Genomic DNA, 17,775 nt, shown 5'->3' on the forward strand with positions numbered 1-17,775 from the left:
ACGATCTAAAATCACTTTTTTTTATTGCGCTTTTTATTCTGCTCACGCAACAGATTTCGGTTGACCGAACCCGTTTTCTTTTTGGTTTTCCCGGGGCCGCCAAGATTCACTTTTTTATTCTTGGCCGATTTTTCATGAAAGGCGCCGCTGTCGCTGATTTTCGGCTTTTTCATCAGGAACTTGACTTTTTCCTTTTCCTTTTCAGGGCCGATCAGTTGGGTGGAGATTTCGATATCTTCAGGCAAATCCATGGTGTCGATTTCCTGGTTCATGAGCATTTCTGCTTCGATTTTCATTTCTTCCTCGCGTGGCGTCACAAAACTGATTGCGATCCCGGTGGCGTCGGCACGGCCGGTTCGTCCAATTCTGTGGATGTATTGTTCGGGCAATTCGGGCATCTCGAAATTAATCACATGCGAAATGTTCGAAATGTCGAGTCCGCGCGCCATGACATCGGTCGTGATGATGCCGCGCAAATTCCCTTGCTGGAATTCGGCCATCGTATTGAGACGGTAATTCTGTGATTTATTCGAATGGATCACGCCAAATTGTTCGGAAAAATCGGCGTCGATGCGCTCATGCAGCATGTCGGCGATTTTCTTGTTGTTGACAAAAACCAGGATGCGTTCCATCGATTCGTCTTGGTTGAGCAACTGTTTGAGCAGGTTGATCTTGGTATTGAAATTCGGGACGGAATAAACCGATTGTGCAATTTTTTCAAGCGGTGTTCCCGAGGCGGCAAGCGTGACTTCTTCGGGGAAATCGAAATAATCTTCGAGCATTTCATCGACCTCGTCGGTCATCGTAGCCGAGAACAGGATGTTTTGTCTTTTGGGTTTCATCATCGCCAGGATCGAGGTAATCTGCGGACGGAACCCGAGGTTGAGCATTTCGTCGAATTCGTCGATGACGAGTTTTTGCGTCTCGTCGAATCGGATCACGTTATCGAGCGCGAGGTCCATCACACGGCCCGGGGTGCCAACCAATACGTCAATCCCTTCGTAGACAGAGGTTTTTTGGGTATTGATGTTGACGCCGCCGTAAATCCCCAAGGTGCGCACCGACATGTATTTGGTCAGTTTTTCGACTTCTTCCACGACCTGTACGACGAGTTCGCGCGTAGGGACGAGGATGACGATTTTTGGGGTTTCGGTAGGTGTGAACTTGTACAATTTGAACAGCGGCAGCAAGTAGGCAAACGTTTTTCCGGTTCCGGTTTGTGCAATGCCCATCATGTCACGGCCCGACATGATCACGGAAAAAGACTTCTGCTGGATGGGCGTAGGGTTTTGGAATCCCAAGTCGTCCATCGCTTTTTGCAATGATTTTGGGAGGTTGAACTGTTCGAACGTACTCATTTTGCGGTGATTTTGGGCAAAGGTACACAAACTTGATTTTAATCGAAATGATTTAAATTAAATATAATTTAACAGTTTGGCAAGAATAATTCTAAATACATAATATTTAACTATTATAATTGTGATTGTAATGAATAAAAATGTTAATTTTCATAGGAATAAACATTCTTAAATTGAACCCCCGATGAAACAAAGCAACATCAGCAACAATTTACTGTTTACGCAAGAACATTTCGATTTGCTGACCAAATTGTACAAATCGTCGTTGCGCGATTATGACTCACTCGAAGACATTTACAAAGTCATCACCGAAACGGTTGCCGCCGGATTACAGATCGACCGTGTGGGTTTCTGGAAAATTCTAGAAGACAAATTGGTCTGCCTGGATTTGTATGACAACCAATCGGGGGAACACCGCACCGACAAGGATTTGCTTGCCTCGGAACTGCCCAATTATTTCAACGCGCTCAAGGAAGGGATCGCTATCGTGGCGCACGATGCCGTTTCGAATCCGTATACCAAAGAACTCACCCAGAGTTATCTCTCGCCGCGTCGCATTACCGATATGCTCGATCTGCCGATCCGCGAAAACGGCCATCTCATTGGCGTGCTGTGCTGCGAAAACTGCGACCACCAGCGCAATTGGTCCGAAGCCGATTTGGCTTTTGCCCGTGCCGCCGGCGACATCATGACCTTGCTCGTCGAGCAATACGCGCACCGCGAAACCGAACGCGAATTTGAGAAATTGTATGAAGTGGCCAAAAAGCTCAACGAGAAACTGCTCGATTTTACTTACATCATATCGCACAACATCCGTTCGAACACGAGCAATATGTCGATGATCATCGACCTGATCGACGATACCAACGACGAAACCGAGAAATGCGAATATTTCCAACTGCTCAAGGAAAGCAACAACAAGCTGTGCGAGACGATCCATTACCTCAATGAAACGATCAACATCCAGCTCGGGTCGAAGGAAAGCAAGGTCAGGCTCAACCTCAAATCGGAAATCGAGAAAACGCTGCACGGTGTCAACGGCATCATCAAAAAGGAAAATACCGCCATCACCATTGCCGTTCCCGATGATATGGAAATCAAGACGATTCCGTCTTATTTCGAAAGCATCATGTTCAACCTGATCACCAACGCGATCAAATACAAATCGCCCGAACGCAATCCAGAGATTGAAATCAGCGCCAAGAAAAGCAATTCGAAAACCGAAATCCTGGTCAAGGACAACGGCCGTGGCATCGATTTGTTCCGGAACCGCAACAAAATTTTCGGCATGTACAAAACTTTCCACGGCAATGAAGATGCGGTCGGGCTCGGGTTGTTCATGAGCAAGAACCACGTAGAGGCGCTCGGCGGAACCATTGAGGTGGAAAGCCAGCCCGGCCAAGGCTCTATTTTTAAAGTCGTTTTGTGATGCAAAAGTTTGCCCTGACTTATGTGATCGACGACGACGAAATCTTTGTGTTTGTGCTCCGGAAATTGCTACAGAAAACCCAGCATTTCGAAGAAGTCGTCAACATCAGCAACGGTTCCGACGCGATCGAAGTTTTGGTCAACCAATTTGCCAAGGACGAAACCGTGCCCAGCCTGATTTTCCTCGATCTGAATATGCCCGTGCTCGACGGCTGGCAATTTCTCGATGAAGTCGAAAAGTTGCCGTTCAAGGACCGATTGCGCATCTACATCATATCTTCCTCGATCGATGCGCGCGAAATTGAAAAGGCCAAGGAATATTCCACTGTCAAAAGTTTCGTTTCAAAACCCGTCACGCTCGACTGGCTCCATTCGATCCGGTAATCAGAATTTTTCAAAAACACCCAGTCCGAACAACGCAAAATCATATTTGACCGGATCGGTCGGGTCGAGTTTCCTTAAGACAGTATCGAGTTCGGCCAATGCTTTGGCGTCGTTCTGTTTTCGATTCAGCAAACCCAATTTGCGCGCGACATTTCCCGAATGCACATCGAGCGGACACGAAAGCAGCGCGGGCGAAATGCTGTTCCAGATGCCAAGGTCAACGCCTTTTTTGTCGTTGCGCACCATCCAGCGCAGGAACATGTTGAGGCGTTTGGCCGCCGAATTGTTCATCGGGTCCGAGACGTGTTTCTGGGTGCGGTTTTGGTGTTCGATTTCAAAAAAAGCCTTCTTGAATTCGGAAATGCTGTGTTGCAGGCTGCCGTCTTGTTGGTTCTTGCTGAAGATGCGCTCCAGTCCGCCGTGGTTTTGATAAATGTGTTTGAGACCTTTGATGAAGGTCGAAAAGTCACCTCCGTTGAACGTGCGGTGGACGAAATGTTCCAGCCGTTCCAAATCGGTTTCCGAGTGCGACATCACAAAATCATAAGGCGCGTTGCCGAGCAAATCCATCATTTTGTGCGCGTTGTTGATGATCATCTTGCGGTTGCCCCACGCAATCGAGGCGCTCAGGAATCCGGCAATTTCGATGTCTTCCTTGGCAGAAAACAAATGCGGGATTTGTATCGGGTCGCTTTCGATAAAATTCGGGTTGTTGTACAAGTCGGCTTTCTCGTTGAGGAAAGATTGCAGTTCAGGAAAATCCATGTTTTTGATCGGTGGAAAATTAACCGTTGCTGATGAGCCCATCGACCATCACCAATTTGCGATCGGCCATGTTGGCGAGGTCTTCATTGTGCGTGACGATCACAAACGTCTGCCCGAATTCATCGCGCAATTTGAAGAACAATTGGTGCAGGTTTTCGGCGGAAGCCGTGTCGAGATTCCCAGAAGGTTCGTCGGCAAAAATGACCGCCGGTTTGTTGATCAAGGCGCGTGCGACCGCTACGCGTTGCTGTTCCCCGCCCGAGAGTTCGCCCGGTTTGTGGTCCATGCGGTGCGAGAGCCCGAGGTAGTGCAGCAATCTTTTGGCTTCGGTTTCCACGTCGTATTTCGGTCGGTGTGCGATAAAGGCCGGCAGGCATACATTTTCCAAGGCGGTAAATTCGGGCAGCAATTGGTGGAACTGGAAGATGAACCCGAGGTTGAGGTTGCGGAATTTAGACAAGGTCTTGTCGTTCATGTGCAATACATCTTCGTCATTGATGCGCAATTCCATCGCCTGTCCAGAAGTCGGCTTGTCCAAAGTACCGAGGATCTGCAGCAAGGTCGTTTTGCCCGCACCCGAAGCGCCGACGATCGAAACGATTTCACCTTTTTTAATCAGCAAATCCACGCCTTTGAGGACGTGCAATTGGTCGTAATATTTATTGATGTTTTTGGCTTGGATCATCTTTGGAACAGTTTCTACAAAGAAACGAACATTTTGGCTCGTTTAAACCCAACGGGATTGATAAATTTACGTTAACTGTAATAATGCAGGCTGGATTATTGGCTAATTTTGTACTTCATTTTAACACCACAAACAGATGAACACAACTGAAATAGCCACATTTGCCGGCGGTTGCTTCTGGTGTACCGAAGCCGTTTTCCTTGAAATGGAAGGCGTCCAATCGGTGCGCTCGGGTTACATCGGCGGCGCCAGACCCAATCCAACCTATGAACAAGTCAGCAGTGGCGCGACCGGTCACGCCGAAGCGATTGAAATCGTCTTCGATCCGAACCAGGTCAAATACGAAGACTTGCTTCGCGTATTTTTTGCCACGCACGACCCGACGACATTGAACCGCCAGGGCAACGACATCGGCACGCAATACCGCAGCGAAATTTTTTACCACAACGAACGCCAAAAAGAACTGGCACAGGATTACATCGACCTGCTCAATACGGCCAATACCTACGGCGCAAGATTGGTGACGGCCTTGTCGCCGGCCACGACTTTCTATGTAGCCGAAGATTACCACCAGAACTACTACAACCGCAACAAGAATGCGGGGTATTGCGCCTATGTGATTACGCCGAAACTCGAAAAGGCGAGAACGGTATTTGAAAAGATCAAGAAATAATTGGCATCCGATTTGTAAGCCGGGCTGCAAAATTTTTTGGAAATGGAAAACAAGATTCAAATCAACCGCAGCGAGGAAAAAAAAGCCAACCTGCTCAAAGGGTTGCTGTTCGACGGTATCGGGATGCTCAGCTTTACGATTCCGGGCATCGGTGAATTTGGCGACGTGGTTTGGGCTCCGATTGCGGCTTACCTGATGACCAAGATGTACAAAGGCGTTGGCGGAAAAGCGGCCGGTGCCTTTACTTTTTTGGAAGAAATCTTTCCGTTTACCGATTTTGTCCCGTCGTTTACGATGATGTGGATTTACACTTACCTGATTAAGGGAGAAAAATAATCCGCTGCAGCTCAATAAATTTTAACCGCAAAGAGCACAGAGATTTTACGCAAAGAAGACAAAGCTTTCAAATCTTTGCGTAAAACTTGGCATCCTTTACTTCGTCGGTTCGCTTCGCTCGTGTGCGGTTATTTTCTTGCAGGTAAATTTTATTGTTTAAAAAGCAAACCGAAACTTAATCGGTTCAGCATTTTCTTTCCGAATTTGAAGAAGAATTCCGATTGTCCGAACAGCCATCCCACAACCATCAAAAGCAACGGATAAAGCGGCAGGATCAAGATACAGGCAATCGTGTAGAACAAAACCGGATGCAGCGTTTCTTTGGTCCAGCCGATACAATTCATCAGGAAAATCCCGATTTTGGCCGAAGCCGAACCGTTGATCGCAAAGACGATAAAGATGATGACGAGCTGGAAATTAGATCGGATTCCCCAGCGTTGTTTGAGTTTCTGCATATTTTTGAGCTTGCTACAAATATAGCAATTGGGTGCAATTTATAACAAGTTTAAATAAGAAATATAAGTCTAGCGCAGCTTTTGCCTGTATTCCTGTTGGAAAAACAGGAAGTAATTGTAGAGCAAGTAATTGACTTCATAGCCATACCGGATGTTCGACTGGTAATCGATGCGCAATTCATACAGGTTCGGATTGTAGCGCATCGGCTCCAGGACGCGGCGGTTCCATTCACTGACGAGCCAAAGGTTGCGGTTCTCGAGGAAAGCGATCCCGTAATAATTTCGAGGTCTTGCACGGCTGGTGAGCCAGGCGTTGAATTTCGGGTCGATGATGACAATTTCGTATTCAAGCGAATCGTTGGCAATGCGGATGGTGTCATTGGTCGCGATGTCATTTTTCGGGTTCATCCTCGCATGGGCCTGTGCCGAGGAACCAGTCGTAAACAAGACGAAAAGGAGCAGTGAAAGTACAAACGTTTTCATGACTTTAAATTTACCTTAAAGGTAACAAAATCAAAGGAAAAGGTTGGAAAGCAAATCCCAATTAACACAAAAACAAAAAAACAACCGCACACGAGCGAAGCGAACCGACGAAGTAAAGGATGCCAGGTTTTATGCAAACAAAAGAAGCCTTTAAATCTTTGCGCAAAACTTAGCGTCCTTTGCGTTAAAAAAGATCAACCGCAAAGTTTACAAAGTTCCCGCAAAGGAAACAAAGCTTCCAATCCTTGCGCAATACTTAGCTTCCTTTGCGGTAAAAATAAAACCTTGTCGTAAAAGTAAAACGCTATGATTCAGTCCTGAGCAAACTGATGACCTGTTCGGCGAGTTCAGTCCCGATGCGGTCCTGCGCTTCCAGGGTCGCCGCCCCAATGTGCGGGGTGAGCGAAATTTGCGGATGCATGAGTACCTGAATGGCCGGGGTCGGTTCTTGCTCGAACACATCGAGTCCGGCAAACATCACCTTGCCCGAATCCAAAGCCTCGATCAAAGCGACTTCATCGATGACGCCGCCACGTGAACAATTCACGATGCCCACACCGTCTTTCATCGAAGCCAATTCATCGGCACCGATGACATAGCCGTCCTGCGCCGGAACGTGCAGCGTGATGAAATCCGAATGCTTGAAAATGTCTTCCATCGGTTCGGTCACAATATCCACATTGATGAACTGTCCGTTGTAGAAACTCACCTTGATTTCGGCATTGCCCACGAACTTATCCGAAGCGATCACACGCATCCCGAGCCCGAGCCCGATTTTAGCGACCGCTTTGCCGATACGCCCAAAACCGATGATGCCCAACGTCTTGCCGCGCAACTCGATTCCATTGGCATAGGCTTTCTTCAAGCCTTCAAAATTCGTATCGCCTTCGAGCGGCATGTTGCGGTTGGCGTCCTGCAAAAAACGAACACCCGTAAACAAATGGGCAAACACCAATTCGGCCACCGATTCACTCGAAGAAGCCGGCGTATTGATGACATGGATGCCTTTCGAACGCGCATAATCGACATCGATATTGTCCATGCCCACGCCGCCGCGCCCGATGATCTTGAGGCTAGGGCAGGCGTCGATAATGTCTTGGCGTACCTTGGTCGCCGATCGTACGAGCAGCACCGAAATGCCGTGGTTGTTGATGTAATTGGCCACTTGTTCCTGTGCGACTTTGGTTGTAATGACTTCAAATCCGCCTTTTTCAAACGCCTTGATGCCGCTTTTGGAGATGCCGTCGTTGGCTAGTATTTTCATTTTGTTGAATCGTTTAACTGTTTAATCGTGTAATCTTTTTTGGGCGGGCAATTCGCGCTGTCCGCTTTATCTTTTTCTTCGTAAACTACGAAAAAGGATGCCGCTTCCATCACGGCCGCGGTCTGTCTTAACTGGAAATTTTTGTTTCAAAATCACGCATCACATCCACCAAAACCTGCACGCTTTCGAGCGGCAACGCGTTATACATCGACGCGCGGTAACCGCCCACCGAACGGTGTCCGTTCAGGCCGGAAATGCCTGCGGCTTTCCACATTTCGTCGAAAATAGCCGTATGCGATTCGTCTTCCAAAAGGAAAGTGGCGTTCATCACGCTGCGGTCTTCCTTGGCGGCCGTTCCCTTAAAATAAGGGTTGCGGTCGATTTCGGCATACAGCAATTCGGCTTTGGCGTTGTTGATTTTTTCAATCGCAGGAATACCTCCAAGGTTTTTGAGCCATTGCAAAGTCAGCAAAGAAGCATAGACCGCAAAAACGGGCGGCGTATTGTACATGCTTTCCTTTTCGATGTGCTGCTGCAAATTGAGCATGTTCGGGATGGTTCTTCCGGTTTTACCCAAGACGCTTTCTTTGACTACAACCAGCGTGACGCCGGCCGGGCCCATATTTTTCTGCGCGCCTGCATAAATCAAATCGAATTTCGAAAAATCGATTACGCGTGAGAAAATATCCGAACTCATGTCGCACACCATCGGAATTTCGGTTTCAGGAAACGATTTCATCTGGGTGCCGAAAATCGTATTGTTCGAGGTGCAATGGAAATAATCGGCATCGGCCGGAATCGTATATTGCTTTGGGATGTGCGAGAAATTATCGGCTTTGGAGGAAGCCACGACCACGGTCTCGCCAAAAGCTTTGGCTTCCTTGATCGCGCCAACCGCCCAGGTTCCCGTTTCGAGATAAGCCGCTTTTCCGGCTTTGGTCATCAAATTATAAGGGGTCATGAGAAACTCGAGGCTTGCACCGCCATGCAGGAACAAGGCTTGGTAGCCTTTGCCTGTCAGTCCCAATAAATCGAGTACCAATGCGCGCGCTTCTTCCATCACGGCGACGAAATCCTTGCTGCGGTGTGAGATTTCCAAAATCGACAAACCCGAATTATTGAAATTGAGGATGGCCTCGGCCGATTTTTCAAAAACTTCCTGTGGCAAAATGCACGGTCCCGCGCTGTAATTGTGTTTCTTCATGGTATTTGGTCGAAAAATGAGCGACAAATTTCGGAAATCCAAGATGAAACGTTAACAGTTTTTGCAAAGATTTATGCGATGTTATTAACAAAAACGATGTAGTTAACAATCAAGCGAAGGTTAATTTTTGATTATTTTAATGATTGATTTCCGGATGATGAAAACTAAATCCGACTTAAAAAAGCAAGAGTGTCTACATTGTCGGCATAATCCCAAAGCTCGGGCTTTTGCGTTTTTCCAAACGGGATGCTTTCGGGAACCAAATTATTGGAAACGATGCATTGGATCGAATCGGTGTCACTTTCCAATCGGGTTTGGACGCTTGGCAATTGGTCGTAAAACTCATAAAATACGCTTGTGATGGGCGAGGCGTAACTCGAATCTTCCTTGATGGTCAAAAAGCCGTTGTCGAGCAGTTTGAAATTGCTCATCAGGAACACCGCCTTATTGTAGTCGTAATTGTTCGCGTACTTCTCGTATTGGATGACATCCTGGTAATCGAACATGGCTTGGAAGAATGCGTCGAAATTGTACCCTTTCGGGACAAATAATTTGGAAACATTGCGGCAGCCCAAACCAAAATAACGGAAAATATCTTCGCCCAACGCGACCAGTTGTTCGTGCGTTTCGTTGCCGTCCAACACGGCAACCGAATTGCGGTTCTTGCGGATAATGGCCGGTTTGTCCTTGAAATAATATTCAAAATAACGCGAAGTGTTGTTGCTTCCGGTGGCGATGACGGCATCGAAATTTTCGAGTTTGCCTTCAGTGAAGTTGACGAAGTTTTTCAATTCGGGGTCGATTGCCATCATGTAATCAACCAGGAAAGGCAACAATTTTTGATCGTTCGAAGAAGTCTTGACCAACGCCTTGTGGCCCGAAACCAGTACCGAGAGCAAGTCGTGAAACCCAACCAAAGGGATGTTTCCGGCCAAAATCAACCCCACTGTTTTTGGATGGGTGTTTTCCAGATTGTAAGCCGAAAGCCATTGGTCGAGGTTGTCCTTGGTCAACGCATCAGCCCACGAACGAATCGAAAAATACACTTGTTCGGGCGTGAACCAGCCGTTGTGCGATTGCGAGAGTTCAATCAGGTCAAGGAAACGGTCGAAGAACAATTCATTGTGCAAAACATCCGCGCGTTTTTGGCTTGCTTGTTCCGAAAATTGGCTGAGGAATTTGCCTAGTTCGATAAAAATATTTTTTCTGGCTTCAACTGACTTCATTTTGATTTGCGTATGAATTGTTTTGGACGTAATTTTGCTGCAAAAATAAGGATTTCAGATTTAAGATTAGAATTTAGATTCAAACCCAATCGCACCAATCTGAAATCATAAATCTAAAATCAAAAATTAGCCATGGCGATCATCATAACAGACGAATGCATCAACTGCGGGGCTTGCGAACCCGAGTGCCCGAACACGGCCATCTATGAAGGCGCCGACGATTGGCGTTACAAAGACGGAACTTCCTTGCGTGGAACGGTTGTTTTGCCTTCGGGCGAAGAAATCGATGCCGAAGCGCCGCAAATCCCGATTTCAGACGACATCTATTACATTGTTCCATCGAAATGCACCGAGTGCAAAGGCTTCCACGACGAGCCGCAATGCGCTGCCGTTTGCCCGGTAGATTGCTGTGTGCCCGATGATGCGCATGTCGAAAGCGACGAGACTTTACTCAACAGGCAGGCTTTCCTGCACAATGAATAGCTTTCAGCGGTTCTGCGAATTGCGCGTCAAGACGCGTGTGTTTTATATTTTTATTGCGGTGTTTGCCGTTCATTTCGCCGTCAAATGGAATGAGCTGGATGATTATTCCATCCGCGAAGGCAAAGTAATCAGGTTCGATGCCGTTCGCATGGTAGAGCGTGACTATTCCATTACATCGCGTTCAAGAACGAGTTATTACGTGTTGCGCGTGACGCCCATCATCGAATATTATTCAGGCCGGGATACCATTGTTTATGACGAAGGCAAACGCACGTTGCTTTCTTACTTTTCGCTCAATGATTCGACTTTTTATAAAACCGGTGAAAAGCTCAAGGTTTTGGAACGCAAGAGCGATCCGGAAAGCGTGAGGCCGTTTACGTTTTTCCATTATTGGCTTTACACGTATGAACTCATTTACATTTGCCTGATTTCATTTGTGGTTTTTGGCATTACGCAATATTTCAAAAAATAAAATCCCAGGCGTAAACCCGGGATTCTTCTTTTTCATAGCAATTTTTTTTATTTCACACGGGTGAATTTTTCCACTTTCACCTTGTCTGATTTGTCATCATACGTTTCGAGTACAAAATCGCCTTTGGTATCGAAATACCCGACTGCGGTTTGGTCTTTCGAGCGGTAGATATAGCTGTTGGTCGAAGTCATGCGCAGCAAGGCTGGTTTTTTCAATGACTCCGAAGTCACACGGTAGCCCATCGGATCGAGTGCCATCGTGTATTTTTGTCCCGATTCGGAAGTGTACACGGCAGAACGGTCCACATTTACGGTTCGAGTAGAACCATCCGGATTGGTGATTTGTGTCGTGGTGGTGACCTGTGTCGGCGTGTTGGCCATTTCCTTGTTCAACGGATCGCCTTGGGTGTCCTTGAATTTGATGTCCTGCGCCTCGGTGGTTTTTTGCTCCTTGACGACTTGTTTTTCACCGTCTGAATCTTTGACAGTGGTGACGGTCGTTTTGGAAGTTTCGGTCACGTTCGTATTCTGGGCTTGGGCCGAAAAGGCAAACAAAATGGCCGCGGCACCTAAAATTAATCTTTTCATGATTCGCTGATTTTGGTTATTGAAGCAAAGTTAAGTAGGCGGTTCATTTTAACATTTATACAATTATTCTGAAGTGTTACATAATTCTTCCTCAAAAGAAATTAAGCCGTATATTTGCACACTTTTAAAAACAAATAAAGCCGCCAAGCGGTACGAAATATTATGAAAGCAGGAATCGTCGGATTGCCGAATGTCGGAAAATCAACCTTGTTCAACTGTTTGTCCAACGCCAAAGCGCAGAGTGCCAACTTCCCGTTCTGTACGATCGAGCCGAACATCGGGGTGGTCAACGTACCCGATCCGCGCATCAATAAACTCGAAGAACTGGTCAAGCCAGAACGCGTCGTGATGGCTACCGTGGACATCGTCGACATCGCCGGATTGGTTAAAGGTGCTTCCAAAGGCGAAGGATTAGGGAACCAATTCCTCGGCAACATCCGCGAATGCAACGCGATCATCCACGTATTGCGCTGCTTCGACAACGACAACATCGTGCACGTAGACGGCAACGTCAACCCGATCCGTGACAAGGAAACCATCGATATCGAGCTCCAACTCAAAGATTTGGAAACGATCGAAAAACGTTTGGAGAAAGTCAACCGCGCCGCCAAAACCGGCAATAAAGAAGCGCAGGTCGAACAAGCATTGTTGAACCGAATCAAAGACGCGTTGCTGCAAGCCAAATCGGCCAGAACCATTAAGCCGAACAACCAAGACGAAGAAGAACTGATGGAAGCGTTCCAACTCATCACGACCAAGCCGGTATTGTACGTGTGCAACGTCGATGAAGCTTCTGCTGTCAATGGAAACAAATATGTAGACCAAGTCAGAGAATTGGTAAAAGATGAAGATGCAGAAGTTATCGTATTGTCAGTGGGCGCCGAAGCCGACATCACCGAACTCGAAAGCTACGAAGAACGCCAGGTGTTCCTCGAAGACATGGGGCTTTCCGAACCGGGTGCCTCGGTTTTGATCCGCGCGGCCTATAAATTATTGAAGCAACAAACCTATTTCACGGCGGGCGTCAAGGAAGTCCGCGCCTGGACAATCAACATCGGGGCGACTGCGCCACAAGCCGCGGGCGTCATCCACACCGATTTCGAGAAAGGATTCATCCGCGCCGAAGTCATCGCTTATGACGATTACGTGCATTTCGGAAACGAAGCCAAAGTCAAGGAAGCCGGGAAACTGCGCGTGGAAGGCAAGGAATATATTGTGAAGGACGGCGATGTGATGCATTTCCGTTTTAACGTGTAATTTAGAAATTGAAAGATTTAAATATTTAAAGATTGAAAGATCCGCTTTTTGGCGGATTTTTATTTTTTATGGCGTTTGGCGGCTCACAAAAAGCTGGTCGCATTTTGCTCACCACCACCGCGCTATTCGCTTCAAGTCCGCGCTCGTTCCTCGCTGTGGGCTTTCCGCTGCTATCGCTAACGCAATTTACACTTACGGATGCCAATTTCATGTGATTAGTACAATTTCTCCCTTGGATAAACGTGCTGATAACAAGAGCAAACTTCGTAACTTTACTCCCGAACCCAGAACATACACCACATGAAAATCATCGCTTTCGGCGCAAGCCCATCCACCAAATCCATCAACAAAGGTTTAGCGACCTATGCGACTTCCTTATTCCAAAATGCCGAAGTCGAAATTCTCGATCTCAACGATTTCGAAATGCCGCTGTTCAGCGTGGACCGCGAAATGACGATCGGGCAGCATCCGCTCGCGCAACAATTTCTCGATAAAATCGCCGGAGCCGATGCTTTGGTGGTTTCGATGGCCGAAAACAACGGGAATTATTCGGCGGCATTCAAAAATACATTCGATTGGGCTTCGCGCATCAACGTCAAGGTCTTTCAAGAAAAACCGATGATCTTGATGGCGACTTCACCCGGCGGACGTGGCGGTGCATCGGTTTTGGGAATCGCCGAAACCTTGTTCCCGCGATACGGCGGCAACATCAAGGCGACTTTTTCACTGCCATCGTTCTACCAGAATTTCGACATCGAAACGGGCAAAATCTCGAACCCTGAATTCGATCAGAAATTGCGCGCAATCGTCCAACAATTCGAAAGTGAAAACGGTTAAGAAAGGTTTTCGGATATTGTTCAAGACACTTTTGTTTGTCATTGGATTTATTGTGGCTTACAGTCTTGTCATTTTAATTTTGTCACGAATTACCGTCAACAGCGAAGATGCTGACCCAAATGAAGACATCGCGATTTACATCAAGAGCAACGGCGTACACACCGATATCGTCGTTCCGGTGGTCAATGAAATCAAGGATTGGCGCAGCGAAATCCCGTTTGAGCATACGGCTTCCAGAGACACGACTTTTCACTATGTAGGGTTTGGCTGGGGCGACAAAGGGTTTTACCTCCATACGCCCGAATGGTCCGATCTCAAGGTTTCGACGGCTTGCAATGCGATGTTTTACCTAGGCACTTCGGCCATGCATACAACTTTTTTCCATCAACTAGCGGAAAATGAACGATGCGTCAAAGTCAATATTTCAAACGCGGAATATGAAAGGCTTGTGGCGTACATTGGGCAAGGATTTTCAAAAAACAGTACCAGACCCATAGTCATTCCCAATGCTTATTACGGAAAGAATGACAGTTTCTATGAAGGCAGTGGCAGATACAGTTTGTTGTATACCTGCAATTCCTGGGCGAACAATGCGCTCAAGACGGCCGGGCAAAAAGCTGCGGTTTGGACGCTTTCGGATACCGGTATTTTGTGCCATTACCAATAAATGATTTAATAGCGCGTTAACAGCTTATGGCAGGATTATTGCCAAGCGACGCGCATGAAAAAAACAATTGCAACCCAGTCAAAAGCATTGTGTTTGCTGCTTTTACTTTTTGGCAACACGCTATTTGCACAAGACTATTCCAAAGTCGATAACCTTGTCAAAACCTACCCGAAATCATTTTCGAATCCCAACAAACTCGCCGAAAAAATCAACGCCGATTTCAAGACCGACGAAGAAAAGGTACGCGCAGCCTTTACCTGGATCGCGTTGCATGTGAATTACGACCTCAAGGCTTATCAATCGGGTGGCAACATGATTGCTTATACTTATTCTGGCGAAGCCGACCGTTTGGCCAAGGAAAAACAATACCGCCTCGAATACGCAGAGAAAACCCTGCGCACCAAAAAGGGCGTTTGCCAGGATTATTCGGCATTGTTTCATGTGGTTTGCGATGCCATCGGGGTCAAATGCATCGACATCATCGGGACTTCTAAGGCGCATCCGTCGCACATCGGCAAATTGCCCAAAGCCAATGACCACGAATGGAACGCGGTCAAGATTGACGACCAATGGAAATTCATCGATGTGACCTGGGCTTCGGGCAGCGTTGACCTGCAAACCGGCAAATTTAAATCGGAATTCAACGACGGTTACTTTTTTACCGAACCAGAGGTGTTTTTCCTGAACCATTTTCCGCAGGACAAACGTTTGCTCATGATCCAAAAAAGCGAGCAGCAATTCGCAGAATTGCCTTTGTTTTATGGGGCTTACATCAAAGCCGGTTATGAAATTGCCACACCCGAAAAGGGAATTATTTCTGCCTCTACGGCCCCTATTTTATTCCAGGTCATTGATTTTCCGGGAGGCGATCTTTCGTATGATTTTTCAAGCGAAGGAATTTTTCATGAAATCCAGTCCATCCAAAAAGGCAATGCCACCGAATTCAGTATTCCGATGACCAGTCGCAGCCGTGGTTTCTTGACGGTTTATGTGAACCAACAGGCGGTGGTGACGTATAAGATAGAGCGCTAACGCTGAAAGACCGCTTTGCTACAAGAGCCAAGACCGCTTCGCTGCTGGATTACTCGTCGACTGCGTGAGCGATGGGAGCAAGGTACCGTGTCCCGAAGCATCGGGACGGACAGCGCGATGGCGTTTTGAGGAATTAGATCGGATGAAAATCGTTCTACGCCGGCACGCCCACTCAAGACCGAAAGCCGAACTGAGTGTAGCTAAATCTAAAATTTGAAATCTAAAATCCAAAATTTCCTTGTCAATATCGTATTAATAACTTTCCCTTCACCGCCTTTCAAATCTAGGTTCCGTACCTTATATTAGCGGAAAATCGCGAACTTCAAAATGGCAGAAAATCAATACACCGAAGACAACATACGCTCGCTCGACTGGAAGGAACACATCCGCATGCGTCCCGGGATGTACATCGGGAAGCTCGGTGACGGTTCGTCTCCCGACGACGGTATCTACATTCTGCTCAAGGAAGTCATCGACAACTGTATCGACGAATTCGTCATGGGTGCGGGCAAGACGATCGAAGTGACGATCAAGGACCGCACGGTTTCGGTACGCGATTACGGCCGTGGAATTCCGCTCGGCAAGGTTGTCGATGTGGTGTCGAAAATGAACACGGGCGGCAAGTACGACTCGCTCGCGTTTAAAAAATCGGTCGGCTTGAATGGAGTAGGTACCAAAGCGGTCAATGCCTTGTCGAACTACTTCCGCGTTGAATCGGTACGCGACGACAAGCAAAAAGCAGCCGAATTCTCTGCCGGAAACCTGACTTTGGAAGAAGACGTCATCGATACGACCAAACGCAAGGGAACGAAAGTCATTTTCGTGCCCGATGATACGATTTTCAAGAACTACAAATTCCGCAACGAATACATCGTCAAGATGCTCAAGAACTATTGTTATTTGAACAATGGGCTCACGATCATCTACAACGGCGAAAAATACTATTCCGAGAATGGTTTGAAGGACTTATTGGCCGAGACCATCCACGTCGAAGACCAGGAATACCCAATCATCCACCTCAAGGGCGACGACATCGAGATTGCGATGACGCACTCCAAAACGCAATACAGCGAAGAATATTATTCGTTCGTCAACGGACAGAATACTACGCAGGGCGGTACACATTTGGGGGCCTTTCGCGAGGCGGCGGTCAAGACCATCCGTGAATTTTACAACAAACCATTTGAAGGTTCCGATATCAGGAAATCGATCGTCAGCGCGATTTCGATCAAGGTCATGGAGCCGGTTTTTGAATCGCAGACCAAAACCAAACTGGGGTCGACCGAAATGGGGCCGGGACTCACGACGGTGCGTACCTTCATCAACGATTTCGTCAAAACCAATCTCGACAACTTTCTGCACAAAAATCCAGAAGTCGCCGACGCATTGCTGCGCAAGATCTTACAGGCCGAACGCGAGCGCAAGGAACTCTCGGGCATCCGAAAACTCGCCCGGGACCGCGCCAAAAAAGCATCGCTCCACAACAAAAAATTGCGCGATTGCCGGGTGCACCTGACCGATACCAAAAACCCGAAATCGCTCGAAAGCACGTTGTTCATCACCGAAGGGGATTCGGCTTCGGGCTCGATCACCAAATCGCGCGACGTCAACACCCAGGCGGTATTTTCCTTGCGGGGCAAGCCGCTCAATTCCTACGGCATGACCAAAAAAATCGTCTACGAAAACGAAGAGTTCAACCTGTTGCAGGCCGCGCTCGACATCGAGGACGAAATGGAAAACCTGCGCTATAACAACATCGTGATCGCAACCGATGCCGATGTCGACGGCATGCACATCCGCTTATTGCTGATCACCTTTTTCCTGCAGTTCTTCCCCGAACTGATCAAGGAAAACCACCTGTACATTTTGCAAACACCGCTGTTCCGCGTCCGCAATAAAAAAGAAACGATTTATTGTTATTCCGAGGAGGAACGCGTCGCCGCGATAGAAAAATTAAAACCAAAACCCGAAATCACGCGATTCAAAGGACTTGGGGAAATCTCGCCCGACGAGTTCGTGCATTTCATCGGCGACGACATCCGCCTCGATCCGGTCATGCTCGACAGCGCGACCTCGATCGAAACGCTGCTCGAGTTTTACATGGGCAAGAACACGCCCGACCGCCAGGAATTCATCATCAATAACCTGAAGGTAGAAATCGACGCAGTCGAGAGTTAAA

General features: G+C 47.4%; 21 protein-coding genes. 12 read left to right on the forward strand and 9 right to left on the reverse strand.

Translation table 11 applies throughout. The features are described from left to right. Nucleotides 1–11 precede the first annotated feature (11 nt). The gene (locus QM717_RS00240; protein WP_415033644.1) at nt 12–1,358 is read right to left on the reverse strand and encodes a DEAD/DEAH box helicase; all 1,347 of its coding nucleotides are present in this window, start codon (nt 1,356–1,358) and stop codon (nt 12–14) included. A 184-nt stretch (nt 1,359–1,542) separates the two neighbouring features. Between QM717_RS00240 and QM717_RS00245 the strand changes: the two genes are divergently transcribed. Both QM717_RS00245 and QM717_RS00250 read left to right on the forward strand, forming a co-directional pair. Continuing rightward, nucleotides 1,543–2,787 carry an ATP-binding protein gene (locus QM717_RS00245; RefSeq protein WP_415033646.1) on the forward strand — a complete coding sequence of 415 codons (1,245 nt, stop codon included), beginning with the start codon at nt 1,543–1,545 and terminating at the stop codon, nt 2,785–2,787. Beyond that, the gene (locus tag QM717_RS00250; RefSeq protein ID WP_415033648.1) at nt 2,787–3,170 is read left to right on the forward strand and encodes a response regulator; all 384 of its coding nucleotides are present in this window, start codon (nt 2,787–2,789) and stop codon (nt 3,168–3,170) included. Before QM717_RS00245 ends, QM717_RS00250 begins: the two co-directional genes overlap by 1 nt. Here the strand turns inward: QM717_RS00250 and QM717_RS00255 are convergent, their stop codons facing one another. Then, nucleotides 3,171–3,935 (reverse strand): TIGR02757 family protein, encoded by a 765-nt coding sequence (locus tag QM717_RS00255; RefSeq protein WP_415033650.1) that lies wholly within the window; start codon nt 3,933–3,935, stop codon nt 3,171–3,173. A 19-nt stretch (nt 3,936–3,954) separates the two neighbouring features. After that, complete coding sequence (locus tag QM717_RS00260; RefSeq protein WP_415033652.1) at nt 3,955–4,620, reverse strand: ABC transporter ATP-binding protein; 666 nt, start codon at nt 4,618–4,620, stop codon at nt 3,955–3,957. A 136-nt stretch (nt 4,621–4,756) separates the two neighbouring features. Here QM717_RS00260 and msrA point away from each other — a divergent pair, with 136 nt between their 5' ends. After that, nucleotides 4,757–5,293, forward strand: coding sequence for a peptide-methionine (S)-S-oxide reductase MsrA (msrA, locus tag QM717_RS00265; protein ID WP_415033654.1), 537 nt, complete (start codon nt 4,757–4,759; stop codon nt 5,291–5,293). Between the two features lie 42 nt (nt 5,294–5,335). Continuing rightward, a complete protein-coding gene (locus tag QM717_RS00270; RefSeq protein ID WP_415033656.1) occupies nt 5,336–5,629 on the forward strand; it encodes a hypothetical protein in 294 nt (97 codons plus the stop codon). 149 nt (nt 5,630–5,778) lie between these two features. On the opposite strand, the gene QM717_RS00275 is transcribed toward QM717_RS00270, so the two are convergent. The 5 genes from QM717_RS00275 to QM717_RS00295 all read right to left on the reverse strand — a co-directional run bounded on the left by QM717_RS00275 (nt 5,779) and on the right by QM717_RS00295 (nt 10,261). Then, the gene (locus QM717_RS00275; RefSeq protein ID WP_415033658.1) at nt 5,779–6,084 is read right to left on the reverse strand and encodes a DUF6787 family protein; all 306 of its coding nucleotides are present in this window, start codon (nt 6,082–6,084) and stop codon (nt 5,779–5,781) included. Between the two features lie 69 nt (nt 6,085–6,153). Beyond that, nucleotides 6,154–6,567, reverse strand: a complete 414-nt coding sequence (locus QM717_RS00280) for a DUF6146 family protein (protein ID WP_415033660.1) — start codon at nt 6,565–6,567, stop codon at nt 6,154–6,156. A gap of 304 nt (nt 6,568–6,871) precedes the next feature. Further along, on the reverse strand, nt 6,872–7,831 hold the full coding sequence (locus QM717_RS00285) for a D-2-hydroxyacid dehydrogenase (RefSeq protein ID WP_415033662.1): 960 nt from the start codon (nt 7,829–7,831) through the stop codon (nt 6,872–6,874). A 127-nt stretch (nt 7,832–7,958) separates the two neighbouring features. After that, nucleotides 7,959–9,035: a 3-phosphoserine/phosphohydroxythreonine transaminase gene (gene serC, locus QM717_RS00290; protein WP_415033664.1), complete on the reverse strand. Its 1,077-nt coding sequence runs from the start codon at nt 9,033–9,035 to the stop codon at nt 7,959–7,961. Between the two features lie 164 nt (nt 9,036–9,199). Next, on the reverse strand, nt 9,200–10,261 hold the full coding sequence (locus tag QM717_RS00295) for an acyl-CoA reductase (protein WP_415033666.1): 1,062 nt from the start codon (nt 10,259–10,261) through the stop codon (nt 9,200–9,202). 132 nt (nt 10,262–10,393) lie between these two features. On the opposite strand from QM717_RS00295, the gene QM717_RS00300 reads away from it, so the two are divergent. Together QM717_RS00300 and QM717_RS00305 are read left to right on the forward strand one after the other, a co-directional pair. Beyond that, nucleotides 10,394–10,744 carry a 4Fe-4S dicluster domain-containing protein gene (locus QM717_RS00300; protein WP_415033668.1) on the forward strand — a complete coding sequence of 117 codons (351 nt, stop codon included), beginning with the start codon at nt 10,394–10,396 and terminating at the stop codon, nt 10,742–10,744. After that, the gene (locus QM717_RS00305) at nt 10,737–11,216 is read left to right on the forward strand and encodes a hypothetical protein (RefSeq protein WP_415033670.1); all 480 of its coding nucleotides are present in this window, start codon (nt 10,737–10,739) and stop codon (nt 11,214–11,216) included. Before QM717_RS00300 ends, QM717_RS00305 begins: the two co-directional genes overlap by 8 nt. A 47-nt stretch (nt 11,217–11,263) precedes the next feature. On the opposite strand, the gene QM717_RS00310 is transcribed toward QM717_RS00305, so the two are convergent. Beyond that, on the reverse strand, nt 11,264–11,803 hold the full coding sequence (locus QM717_RS00310) for a hypothetical protein (RefSeq protein WP_415033672.1): 540 nt from the start codon (nt 11,801–11,803) through the stop codon (nt 11,264–11,266). 162 nt (nt 11,804–11,965) lie between these two features. On the opposite strand from QM717_RS00310, the gene ychF reads away from it, so the two are divergent. The 6 genes from ychF (at nt 11,966) to QM717_RS00340 (ending at nt 17,774) form a co-directional block, all read left to right on the forward strand. Further along, complete coding sequence (ychF, locus tag QM717_RS00315) at nt 11,966–13,060, forward strand: redox-regulated ATPase YchF (RefSeq protein ID WP_415033674.1); 1,095 nt, start codon at nt 11,966–11,968, stop codon at nt 13,058–13,060. A 32-nt stretch (nt 13,061–13,092) separates the two neighbouring features. Continuing rightward, the gene (locus QM717_RS00320; RefSeq protein ID WP_415033676.1) at nt 13,093–13,275 is read left to right on the forward strand and encodes a hypothetical protein; all 183 of its coding nucleotides are present in this window, start codon (nt 13,093–13,095) and stop codon (nt 13,273–13,275) included. A gap of 85 nt (nt 13,276–13,360) precedes the next feature. After that, nucleotides 13,361–13,897 (forward strand): NADPH-dependent FMN reductase, encoded by a 537-nt coding sequence (locus QM717_RS00325; protein WP_415033678.1) that lies wholly within the window; start codon nt 13,361–13,363, stop codon nt 13,895–13,897. Nucleotides 13,898–13,949: 52 nt separating this feature from the next. Further along, nucleotides 13,950–14,564, forward strand: a complete 615-nt coding sequence (locus QM717_RS00330) for a TIGR02117 family protein (RefSeq protein WP_415033936.1) — start codon at nt 13,950–13,952, stop codon at nt 14,562–14,564. A gap of 54 nt (nt 14,565–14,618) precedes the next feature. Beyond that, nucleotides 14,619–15,596, forward strand: coding sequence for a transglutaminase domain-containing protein (locus tag QM717_RS00335; RefSeq protein WP_415033680.1), 978 nt, complete (start codon nt 14,619–14,621; stop codon nt 15,594–15,596). Between the two features lie 327 nt (nt 15,597–15,923). Continuing rightward, nucleotides 15,924–17,774 (forward strand): DNA topoisomerase IV subunit B, encoded by a 1,851-nt coding sequence (locus QM717_RS00340; RefSeq protein WP_415033682.1) that lies wholly within the window; start codon nt 15,924–15,926, stop codon nt 17,772–17,774. The last annotated feature ends 1 nt before the right edge of the window (nt 17,775 follow it).

Origin of the sequence: Flavobacterium sp. (assembly GCF_047602195.1) — a bacterium.
In the GTDB taxonomy this organism is placed as follows: Bacteria; Bacteroidota; Bacteroidia; order Flavobacteriales; family Flavobacteriaceae; genus Flavobacterium.

Bases quoted from the DNA above. Each gene is read 5' to 3' on its own strand.
- ychF (WP_415033674.1), top strand. From the start codon at position 11,966: ATGAAAGCAGGAATCGTCGGATTGCCGAATGTCGGAAAATCAACCTTG.
- QM717_RS00280 (WP_415033660.1), bottom strand. From the start codon at position 6,567: ATGAAAACGTTTGTACTTTCACTGCTCCTTTTCGTCTTGTTTACGACT.
- QM717_RS00325 (WP_415033678.1), top strand. From the start codon at position 13,361: ATGAAAATCATCGCTTTCGGCGCAAGCCCATCCACCAAATCCATCAAC.
- serC (WP_415033664.1), bottom strand. From the start codon at position 9,035: ATGAAGAAACACAATTACAGCGCGGGACCGTGCATTTTGCCACAGGAA.
- QM717_RS00245 (WP_415033646.1), top strand. From the start codon at position 1,543: ATGAAACAAAGCAACATCAGCAACAATTTACTGTTTACGCAAGAACAT.
- QM717_RS00240 (WP_415033644.1), bottom strand. From the start codon at position 1,358: ATGAGTACGTTCGAACAGTTCAACCTCCCAAAATCATTGCAAAAAGCG.
- QM717_RS00300 (WP_415033668.1), top strand. From the start codon at position 10,394: ATGGCGATCATCATAACAGACGAATGCATCAACTGCGGGGCTTGCGAA.
- QM717_RS00310 (WP_415033672.1), bottom strand. From the start codon at position 11,803: ATGAAAAGATTAATTTTAGGTGCCGCGGCCATTTTGTTTGCCTTTTCG.
- QM717_RS00335 (WP_415033680.1), top strand. From the start codon at position 14,619: ATGAAAAAAACAATTGCAACCCAGTCAAAAGCATTGTGTTTGCTGCTT.
- QM717_RS00260 (WP_415033652.1), bottom strand. From the start codon at position 4,620: ATGATCCAAGCCAAAAACATCAATAAATATTACGACCAATTGCACGTC.
- QM717_RS00340 (WP_415033682.1), top strand. From the start codon at position 15,924: ATGGCAGAAAATCAATACACCGAAGACAACATACGCTCGCTCGACTGG.
- QM717_RS00250 (WP_415033648.1), top strand. From the start codon at position 2,787: ATGCAAAAGTTTGCCCTGACTTATGTGATCGACGACGACGAAATCTTT.
- msrA (WP_415033654.1), top strand. From the start codon at position 4,757: ATGAACACAACTGAAATAGCCACATTTGCCGGCGGTTGCTTCTGGTGT.
- QM717_RS00305 (WP_415033670.1), top strand. From the start codon at position 10,737: ATGAATAGCTTTCAGCGGTTCTGCGAATTGCGCGTCAAGACGCGTGTG.
- QM717_RS00285 (WP_415033662.1), bottom strand. From the start codon at position 7,831: ATGAAAATACTAGCCAACGACGGCATCTCCAAAAGCGGCATCAAGGCG.
- QM717_RS00270 (WP_415033656.1), top strand. From the start codon at position 5,336: ATGGAAAACAAGATTCAAATCAACCGCAGCGAGGAAAAAAAAGCCAAC.
- QM717_RS00275 (WP_415033658.1), bottom strand. From the start codon at position 6,084: ATGCAGAAACTCAAACAACGCTGGGGAATCCGATCTAATTTCCAGCTC.
- QM717_RS00295 (WP_415033666.1), bottom strand. From the start codon at position 10,261: ATGAAGTCAGTTGAAGCCAGAAAAAATATTTTTATCGAACTAGGCAAA.
- QM717_RS00255 (WP_415033650.1), bottom strand. From the start codon at position 3,935: ATGGATTTTCCTGAACTGCAATCTTTCCTCAACGAGAAAGCCGACTTG.